Origin of the sequence: Sphaerisporangium sp. NPDC049002 (genome assembly GCF_040649355.1) — a bacterium.
In the GTDB taxonomy this organism is placed as follows: Bacteria; Actinomycetota; Actinomycetes; order Streptosporangiales; family Streptosporangiaceae; genus Sphaerisporangium.
Map to the genome: position 1 here is coordinate 1 of NZ_JBEZFH010000259.1, position 9410 is coordinate 9410.

Below are 9410 nucleotides of genomic sequence, written 5' to 3' on the forward strand. Positions count from 1 at the left end.
CGAGGGTCGCCCGGACCACGGGCTCGGGCGGGAAGGCCAGTGAGGCGAAGTAGGCCCAGATGTCGCGGTCTTCGGGCCCGGGGAGCACCCTCGCCCACGCTGGCGCTGACCGCTGCCCAGAGTTCATCTCGCACCCGTGCCGACACGGTGCCGACGAAGAGACCGGGACATGGCTCGATGAGCCAGCGGGACAGAGCACCTCCGACGTGGTCAGGGATCGCCGTTGTCGAGATGACAACCATCGAGGCCATCAGCTACTCCAAGGGGACGTCGGAGACCTCGAACCCGTAGTTCACTCCGGCTGGGAGTGGTCCTAGCTGCGGATCCCAAAGATGGACAAGATCACTGCTGCGATCGACGGAGGGGGCTCGGTCTTCGCTGGGATCGATCAGCGACTGGATGTCGGAGACGATCTGCGGCATGAGCTTGAACGCCTTGAAGTCCTCGCGGAGGCGTCTGCGAGCCTCCCGCTCGGGGTCTTCAGAGGCGTGCAAGGAGAAGGCGAGCGGAATGGTGATCCGCGCTTTGTAGATGTCGGCGACGTCATAGACGAAGGCCATCTGTGTGCCGCTGTGTACGAAGCCCAGGGCCGGGGAGCAGCCGAGTGCCAGGACGGCCGCGTGGACGACGCCGTACATGCAGGAGTTGGCGCCCGAGAGCGCCTTGTTGACTGCGTCTTGGTCGTCCCAGGCTTCGGGGTCGTAGTTTCGTCTGAAACGTTGGATCTTGTACTTCGTCGCGAGTAGCCGGTAGAGGGCTTTGACGCGTTGTCCTTCCAGTCCGCGAAGCTGGGCGAGAGACACCCCGGCCGGTGCGGAGGCAGCGCCGAAACGTGCCTCGTACATCCGTATCGCCACCTCCAGACGGGTCTTGTCGTCGGCCCACGCGCGTACTTGTTTCTCCAGCCACGCGGTGGTCAGCGAGGCAGGCAGGATGCCGGCGTAGCTTCGTACGCCGCCGGCACCGACGCACACCAGGGAGGTGCCATGTCGGGCGATCGTCGCCATGGCCGGCTGGGTGATCGAGGTGCCTGGGCCCAGGAGAATGCAGGCCAGGGCGGCGGTCGGGATGTAGACGCGGTTGAGTCCCTGGGAGGACTCCACTTGCGCGCAGATTCCGGTGTCGTCTTGCACGATCCGGACCGCCTCGGTGTAGAGGAAGGACAGCGAGTCGGAGATCCGAGGCAGCATCGCGAGCGTGGGGGCGGCGAGTTTACGCCTGGCGGTGCTTGTCATCCCTGCATCGGGGCCAGGCTAAGGAGTCCGCAGCCGTACGTCTTGCCACGGCCGATGCCGTGGAGCACAGCAGCATGGACGACGTCGGGGTCGGTCACGACCGCGCTGCCGTCGAAGCGGACGACGGCGTGCCGTACCGAGCCCTTGGCGCGGATGTCTTGCTGCGATTGCGAGACCACTGTGGAGACGGCCAGTCCGTGGGCGGCGGCGCGCGACACCCACCATTGGTCGGCGGCGGGGCCTCGCAGCGCCTGGATCTTTCCCGCTTGGGGGCCGGCGTTCTTGCCGAGTCGCTTGGAGGGATTGGCGGCGATCCGGTAGTGCACCGGTGTGCCTGCCTTGAGGCGCCCCAGTAGCCCGTCCAGCTCACGAAGGGCGATCTCCCCGTACCCGTCGGGCAGGCGGGAGGGATCGGGTTTCATCGTGGTCTGAACGAGAAGCTGGACACCGTTGCGGATGTCTTCCAGACGGAACAGGACACCGGCCTGGGCACGGGCCCGATCACCCATGTCGTCGGGTATGAGCATCATCATCCGCTTGTGGAGCCGATCGGGGTCGGCGAGGTCATTAATGACATCCCGTCGGCGCAGGTCTGGCAGGATCCGTACCAACCAGGCGGTCACGGCCCCTCCACGATGTAGGCGGTGAGACTGGTCCAGAACTTCTCACCGGTTTGATACAGCTCTCGCGGAACGTTCCGGGTGTCGATGCTGACCGTCCGCGTGCGATAGCGCCTGTCGTACCGGTTGAAGCTCTCCGGTACGTCGGCCAGCTCGGCCACCGCGTCGGCCGCGTCCATGACGCCTTCGGAAACGAACTCAGCCACCGGTTTGTCATCTCCTCGAAGTCGACGGGCGAGCGGCACCCTGGTCTCCAGGTCTGTCACTGGGTCGTCGACCTGGCGCAGCAGCAGCGGCTGATCAGGCGGGCAAGACCGCCGTCCCAGGTATAGCTGCCAGTGCGGCCAGCGCAGGGCGTGGGCGAGCTCGTCCAGGCGCTGCTCGGGACCTTCGATGGCGACGGTGAAGACCGCGTCCGACAGGTACTGGCGCCGGGTGACCATCGTGGCGGTGTCTCGAGGCCGCTGCGTGCCGTCAGGCCGGGGGACCCCGCGAGGAAGCCCACCGCCGATGGTATGAAAGTCGACCATCTGGACACCGGGCCGATCGATGCGGATGGTGAAGCGCAGCGCTTCGTACGGCTGGAGAGACCGTCCTCGGCTCACTCCCTCAGCGGACGCGAGCAGGCCGATCAGGCCGGAACGGGTGGGGAAGCGCAGGCTGTCGCGCTGGGTGAAGGCGCTGTGTTCTCCCCAGGACTGCATCGGGCCGGCCAGCCTCAGCACCAGTCCGCTCATGCCGACGGCTCCCGGTGGGCCGCCGAGACCGCACCGTCGATCAACTGCGCGAACGAGTCCACCTGCGTTCCCAGCCCGCTCAGCGGCTTTTCATCGATGCAGGCGTATCCGCGGTGGACGATGCCGCTGCTCCCCCACAGCTTCTCCAGTCGCTCGGCATGGTGAGCCAGGTGCCGGCGGGAGGGCCCGGCGATCCCCTGCTCCGGGCGGACGGGAGCCTCGAAAGCGGCCGCGAACGAGATCGGCCGGTCGCTGCGTACCGCGACGTGCACCAGGTCGGGCAGAGTATTGGCGGCCGATGACGTCTGCTTCCCGGTGGGCAGCGAGGACACGAAGGCGCGCAGGAACTCGCCGGTGAGTTCGCGGGCCATCACCGCGTCGCCACCGAGGTTTTTCACCAGGCCGGCCAAGTCGAGGCTGGCGTACCGGTAGAAGACTCCGGCGCTGAACTCGGCGCTGTTCATGTGGCCGCTGCCGACCGCGTCCTCGGGCAGGCAATCGTCGACGGCGGTGAAGAAGTCGATTTCTGGAGCGACCTCGTGGGTGGTGAACGCGTGCGCCACCTGGACCACACCGTCGACCCCGGCGCCGGGCAACTCGGCGAGCATCCGGCCGAACAGGTTGATGACCCCGTTGCGTTCGGACAGCACGGCGGCGACCCGGTCGACGGGCAGGACCCCCTTGGGCTTCTTCTCGCCTACCGTGTTCTCGATCGCCTCGCGGAACTCCTCGGCCAGATCTGCCAGGGCGTCCAGGGCGGACTTGGGCAGGTACAGCAGTACCGACGTCCCCCCCTTGTCCTCCAGCTTCAGACCCTCCTTCTTGTTGGCCGACAGCGCGACCTGCGCTCCTGCCGCCAGGGCCGCGTCCTCGGTCCATCCACGATCCTGGAGCCGAGCGGCGACCTCCGCGGGGACTCTTCGGGTGCGCACCGCCGGGTTGCCGATGGCCCGTTCGACATCCAGACGGACGGCACGCTTCCAGCACTGGCTGGAGACGCGGGTTCGGGTGGCTCCGCAGTAGACCAGGCTCTTGGGTGAACCGAGGTCGTCACGGTTGAGGTTGGCGAAGGGCACGGTCTGTAGCACGTGCACGTCGAGGTATCGGGGGGTGCTCACTGGTCCTCGCTATCTGACTTTTCGTCGTCGGTGGTGGTGGTGTTGTTGTTCATGGCGCGGTAGAAGTCCTGCAGCCACTGTTTGGTGACCTCATCGCGGCGGTGTTCCCACCAGCTGAGGTCGCACAGGAGCCGCCCCCAATCCGGTGCGATCTCCTTGGCGGCCAGTTGGCGGACAAGGCCGGGCAACTGCCGGTGAAGGCCGGCGATGTCCTGGCGGCACAGCAGGTGCAGACGGGCTTCTATCGTGTCGGGGTTGAGCTTCTTCTCTTGGACGGCGAGCCCGAGCGTGTTGCCGATGGTGAGCTGAATTCGCTTGGGCTTTTCCTCGCTGTCCGAGATCGCCGAAGGATCGGCAGGCTCCGGGTCGGGTTCTTTCCGGCCTCGGGCCGGCTGCGCGGCGATCAGTGCGGCGATCGAATAGTAGGCGCTCTCGACCGCCGGCCTTGCCCGCGTCGGCAGCCATCGAGCCACGACCGCGTGGGATTTGCGGACCATCGCGTCGTTCACCGGTCGTCCCAGCCCTCGCCGCAGGGCGGAACGACGTCCCGGGTCCCTGTTGACCTCTCGGCGGAGGTAGTCCACGTACTTGTCGGCCGTCTCGATCGACGGGATCTGGCTCACACGCGCTCCTTCGACTTCTTCGTTGTGCTCTTGCCGAATGGCGTCCGCGCTTTGAAGATCGAACTTCGTTTGAGCTCGACGGCCCGCTTGGCGCGTGGCAGCGAGCCCGCGTTGTCGGTCACCTCGTCATAGACCTCGAGCGCCAACCCCAGGAAGCGGTCGGTAACGCCGCTGAAGTGGCGATCACGCACGCTGTCCCAGAAGATCCGTTCAGCACGCGCCCAGTAGCGGAACGAGCCCTGCGCGGGCCAGGGCCCCTCGGAGATGTCCCTGCGTTGCGGTTTTCCCTCCCCGTTGGACGGATCGTTGATCGCGGTCCAGGCCTCACGCAACGCCCACCGGAGCTGCTTCTCCATCCGCTCAGCCGTCTGGCGCATCACGCTGATCCCTCGGGCGATCTCGGCCTCGTTGGCCAGCGCGAGCAGCGCGGGTGTCACTGCGACGGTCCACTCCTTGTCCCGCGTCTGTCCGTCCTGGTCGAAACCGAAGGCGCGAGCCCGCAACACCGGGAGCAGCGTGCCCCGCATGTCCTCGACCGCGGCCAGCACGACAGGTCGGCGGCGGTGGTCGTCGCCGGAGTCCTCCAGCAACAGGGAGTCGAAGTCTCGCCACAGGGCTCGACTGGAGTCGGCCTGGCGGGCGTAGAAGTCACCGTCCTTGTTCTTCAGATACACCAGGTACGGGTCTTCGGCCGGGAACTCTCGATCTCGCCATGCCCAGGTGATCCACGCGTCGACCACCGCATCTGCGTCCGCGGAACGCTCCAGCAAGACCGCATGCTGGAAGCGACCGGTCAACAACCCCCCGAGACCGCTCGGACGCGGCGGTACGCCCAGCGGATCGGGAAGCTCGTCGGCCTCCCAGGGAGCGACGTCATGGCCCTCGCTGTCGTAGCGATAGGCCGGTGGAATCCCCGCGACCAGTGACTCAAATACGGTGCGTCCCAGCGGGTGGAAGGAGATCGTTCTGCGAAGCGGCCCGGCTTTGCTGTTTCCGCCTGAGGTAGTGCCGACGGTGCGAGGTGTGCACTGGCCCGAGGGGCCGTAGTAGAGCTGTGTCAAGAGCTGAAAGACCGCGTCCTCAGCGGGCATCGGTCGCAGCTCGAGTGTGGTGGCGTGGTCGAACCACACCTGATTGTTGCCGGCGGCCCTGGAAATGATGAGCTTGTTGACGCCTGAGCTGGTCTTGCACTGCTCGCGAAGCCGCGGATCCTGCAGCCACGGCCGCTTGGTGTCAAAGAGATCAAAACGCGTGGAATACCGGGTGAAATAGGCATTCACCGCGTCTTCATCGAAACGGCCATCTTCCAAGACCGTTGTCTGGCGTTCACCCCACTCCTCAGCAGTCAGCGTCACGTCATCCAGCCCAGTGACCCGAGCCGCGATCACCGTAAGCACGCGCCACAAGCCGGACGCGCCCGGAGGCGGCGACGCCTCGATATCAGCGAGCTCGTGGGCCCGCTGGAACAAGGCCCGTAATCCGAGCTTCAATCTCTTGTCGCCAGCTCTGACAGGCAACCAGGTACGGATCAAAAGGTCATACGTCACCGCGCCCTCCTTTCTGTATCGCTTAGATCAGCTCAGCTGGCCGTAGGGGGAAAGTCCGAAAGACCTAGCTCTTCGGAGAGCCACAGGGTCCGATCGCCGAGCGGCCCGGATGGCTGTTCACCGGACATTCGAACCAGAACGAGATTGCTGAGGTGCGGGCTGTCGGCCCAGGCCGGCGGTGCCGCGTTGTCGGCTGACAGGCCGCGCAGCCAAGTGCCCGGTACCGGAATCGTGTTGCTCATCACGAGCCGGACCTGTTCCTTGGTGAACCACTTCCTGCCGGCCCTGCCGCCTGCCTCCACGACAGGAAGGGGCTTGTCTCCGAGCATGGGCCGGCCATCCACACCAACGGTGCAGCAGACGACTCTCCCCGAGTCGGCGCCCAGCCGCGTCGAGTACTCGTTCACGAACTCATCTCCACTGAGCCGGCTCAGGTCGCCGACCCGGCCCGGCGCTGGAATGGCGGCCATCTGCGCGTACAGATCCTTCGTCTGTTCATCCGCCAGCCGAGCCACGTCCTCCTGGGTCACAGGGGAGGTCTCGTTACCGAAGTTCTCGTCGTATACCCGGTCGACCAGACCCTGAATGGCAACAGGTATGGCCACCTCACCGCGCGGCAGAGCCGCCAGCTCATCGCGGGTACGGCGCAGCAGCGCCGTGGGATAGACAAAGGGCCAGCCGCGAGGCACGGCCAATTCGCCACGGTCGTCGACGGGCGTCAACACCACCAGTCGCATCATGTTCTTGGCCCACTCAGGCCGTTCAGCGTCGTGCTCGGGGTGGCGCTGGCATCGGCCGGCACGCTGTAGCAGCAAGGCGATCGGCGCCAGATCACTGACGACGAGGTCGAAGTCGAGATCGAGGGACTGCTCGATCACCTGTGTCGCAATCAGGATGGCCGCCCGCGGCCTCCTGCCGCCATCTCCCTTGCCGAACCAGCTCACCATCTCACTAGTGATCTGCTCCCGGCGGTGTGCCTCGAACCGGGAGTGCAACAACCCGATCGACGGGACGAGCCCGTCGGCACTGCCCGCCGTTTGGACCCAGCCCGCCAACTCCTGGTAGGTCCGCTGGGCCTCGGCCACGGTGTTGCAGATGACCGCCGCGCAACCTCCATCACGGATCAGCGGAGAAAGGATCTCGCGGACGGCGGCGGACCGTTCAAGGGAACGATCAGAGGCCAGTTGAACCTCACGCGTCGTGACATGCAGTGTTCGCTTCCTGCTGGCCACCTGTACAGGTTCGGCCCCTCGCAGGCTCGCGTAGATCCACCCCGGGTATGTCACCTGAGGAACCGGGAGATCACGAGCTCCGGTGCCTTTGAGATAGGCCTCGATGAGCCGACGTCCCACCGTGACCGGCAGCGTCGCCGAGAGCAACACGACCGGCACCTTCAGAGCGCCCAGCCACTCCAGCAGCGCCTTGAGCAGACCCTGCATGTACGAGTCATACGCGTGGACCTCGTCTACGACCAGGACTTTCCCGACCAGCCCAAGCATCCGCAGTACGTTGTGCCGACCTCGTAGGACCGCCAGCAGCGCCTGATCGATGGTTCCCACGGCAAGGTTGGCGAGCAGCCCGCGTTTACTCCCGCGCAGCCACCGGGTAGCCATGGGATCGCCAGTGAGTACGTTGACTCCTTCGCCCTCGGGCGAGTAGGCGGAGTTTAACCACGCCAAGCCGTGCAGCAGCGTCAACGAGTCGGCACCATTGGTTCGGCGCCTGCGGAAGTCGTCCACCCGACGCAGCATCTGATCGGACGTGGCCATCGTCGGCAAACCGATGAAGAAACCCGGCATACCAGCGGCCTCACCCATCAGCCGGCCCGCGTGCAACGCGGCCTCGGTCTTACCTTCACCCATCGGCGCCATGATCAGCAGGAGGCCCGGGTCTCCATCGACGAGAGCGGGCAGACGCTCACTGATCGACCGCTGTAGGTCGTTCGGTTCGAACGGGAAGTCATCGGCGAAATCGCCCTGCTTGAAGGTCAGCCGCCCAAGACCCGCCTCGCCCAGGAGCTTCACAGCCGCGGCCCGGCTACGAGCCAGGTGACGACCCAGATGTTCAGCACCACCGTGCTCCGGCAGACCGGCATCGATCCGCTCGCGGAGGAAGACATCCTGACTCACCAGCCAGTCGGCGAGAATGACGAGACCACAGGCAAGGGCCGCACCCGCATCTGAGATCTTGGGCGGCGCCTCAGGACGGCCGGTCAGCTCGTACACCAAGCCGGCGATGGTGTGGCGCTGCTCCTCCCATGCCCCCTTCCCCAGCGCGGGGAGAAAGCCCAGCGGATCGCCGAACTCTCTGTGGTTGAACGAGAAGAACACGCCGTGGTGGCCGCCCAGCAGCTGAGCGACCCGGATGGCCGGGGATGACACCCTGCCGACCTTGTAGCCAAAGCCTGACAGCAACTGCCCCAACCACACATGCGCCGCGAACGCGTGGCCTGTCGGCTCAGCATCCACCGACTCATAACCGACAAGTCGACCAAATCCATCGTCGCTCTGGGCCTGAAAACACGACATACATTTACATATGTCGTGAAGACCGGCCCAATAGGCGAGCAACTGCCGTGCATGGTGCTCATCGGTTCCCAGCTCGTTCGCCACACAGGCGCGTAAGCCTGGGGCGAGATACTGATCCCATAGGGCTTCCACCGCTGCCGCGGCGTCAAGCAGGTGGCAGATCAACGGGTAAGGCGCCGGGAGTCCTCGCGACTTACCCCACACCGCCAGATCAACGGCTGAGGACTCTCCCACTTTCCCCCCTTCGGCAACAGAACGGGTGATTTACCGTCAGATCATCGAACGAGACATCACTGTAGAGTTGCCGACCGACATTCTGGGCGAGATTCATCAACGTGAAACTTATTCTGAAATCCAATGCCATCCGCGACGCCGACCCGTCACCCAAAAGTGGAGCGGCTGCGGTAACGTCGCAGGTCGCGAAGTGTCCTCCCCACGCCCGTGGGGGTGAGCCGTTTCAACTTTGTACAGTTTGTAGACAACGTGTGTCCTCCCCACGCCCGTGGGGGTGAGCCGCCAATAAACGAATCCCCTTTTAGCCCAATTACGTCCTCCCCACGCCCGTGGGGGTGAGCCGACCGTGGCGCGGGTGCTGTGCTCCTCTTCACCGTCCTCCCCACGCCCGTGGGGGTGAGCCGATCCGCGCGACGCGGTTGGCGACGCACTCGCCGTCCTCCCCACGCCCGTGGGGGTGAGCCGGCGTCGTGGTCGTCGGCGTCGATGTTGAGCTGGTCCTCCCCACGCCCGTGGGGGTGAGCCGCTGTATAAGGGCGTGTGCTACCGTGGTCACTGGTCCTCCCCACGCCCGTGGGGGTGAGCCGGTGGCCCGGACTACCGACCACCTGGCGACGTTGTCCTCCCCACGCCCGTGGGGGTGAGCCGGCGGTGCTCCCGACCCGGACCGTTGAGATGGTGTCCTCCCCACGCCCGTGGGGGTGAGCCTCCAAGCCCGACCAGACTCAAAGCGACCGCGATGTCCTCCCCACGCCCGTGGGGGTGAGC

General features: G+C 65.7%; 8 protein-coding genes and 1 CRISPR repeat array. All 8 genes read right to left on the bottom strand.

Translation table 11 applies throughout. From position 1 onward, the window contains the following. Positions 1-251: type I-E CRISPR-associated endoribonuclease Cas2e (gene cas2e / locus AB0B89_RS32275; RefSeq protein ID WP_358560343.1), on the bottom strand; the 251-nt coding region annotated here is incomplete at its 3' end. Positions 252-254: 3 nt separating this feature from the next. Next, a complete protein-coding gene (gene cas1e, locus AB0B89_RS32280; protein WP_358560344.1) occupies positions 255-1235 on the bottom strand; it encodes a type I-E CRISPR-associated endonuclease Cas1e in 981 nt (326 codons plus the stop codon). Then, the gene (gene cas6e / locus AB0B89_RS32285) at positions 1232-1858 is read right to left on the bottom strand and encodes a type I-E CRISPR-associated protein Cas6/Cse3/CasE (RefSeq protein WP_358560346.1); all 627 of its coding nucleotides are present in this window, start codon (positions 1856-1858) and stop codon (positions 1232-1234) included. Before cas6e ends, cas1e begins: the two co-directional genes overlap by 4 nt. Further along, positions 1855-2592: a type I-E CRISPR-associated protein Cas5/CasD gene (gene cas5e, locus AB0B89_RS32290; protein WP_358560348.1), complete on the bottom strand. Its 738-nt coding sequence runs from the start codon at positions 2590-2592 to the stop codon at positions 1855-1857. Before cas5e ends, cas6e begins: the two co-directional genes overlap by 4 nt. Then, positions 2589-3710: a type I-E CRISPR-associated protein Cas7/Cse4/CasC gene (cas7e, locus tag AB0B89_RS32295; protein ID WP_358560350.1), complete on the bottom strand. Its 1122-nt coding sequence runs from the start codon at positions 3708-3710 to the stop codon at positions 2589-2591. The genes cas5e and cas7e overlap by 4 nt, the downstream gene beginning before the upstream one ends. Next, entirely contained in the window at positions 3707-4333 is a 627-nt protein-coding gene (casB, locus tag AB0B89_RS32300; protein WP_358560352.1) for a type I-E CRISPR-associated protein Cse2/CasB, read from the bottom strand. Before casB ends, cas7e begins: the two co-directional genes overlap by 4 nt. Next, the gene (gene casA / locus AB0B89_RS32305) at positions 4330-5880 is read right to left on the bottom strand and encodes a type I-E CRISPR-associated protein Cse1/CasA (protein ID WP_358560354.1); all 1551 of its coding nucleotides are present in this window, start codon (positions 5878-5880) and stop codon (positions 4330-4332) included. The genes casB and casA overlap by 4 nt, the downstream gene beginning before the upstream one ends. A gap of 32 nt (positions 5881-5912) precedes the next feature. Continuing rightward, positions 5913-8642 carry a CRISPR-associated helicase Cas3' gene (cas3, locus tag AB0B89_RS32310; protein WP_358560356.1) on the bottom strand — a complete coding sequence of 910 codons (2730 nt, stop codon included), beginning with the start codon at positions 8640-8642 and terminating at the stop codon, positions 5913-5915. 192 nt (positions 8643-8834) lie between these two features. After that, positions 8835-9409: direct repeats of the CRISPR family, unit length 26 nt; unit sequence GTCCTCCCCACGCCCGTGGGGGTGAG. The last annotated feature ends 1 nt before the right edge of the window (position 9410 follow it).

What these genes read in the sequence shown, in the direction of transcription:
- cas1e (WP_358560344.1), bottom strand. Translation starts at nt 1,235, where the DNA reads ATGACAAGCACCGCCAGGCGTAAACTCGCCGCCCCCACGCTCGCGATG.
- cas5e (WP_358560348.1), bottom strand. Translation starts at nt 2,592, where the DNA reads ATGAGCGGACTGGTGCTGAGGCTGGCCGGCCCGATGCAGTCCTGGGGA.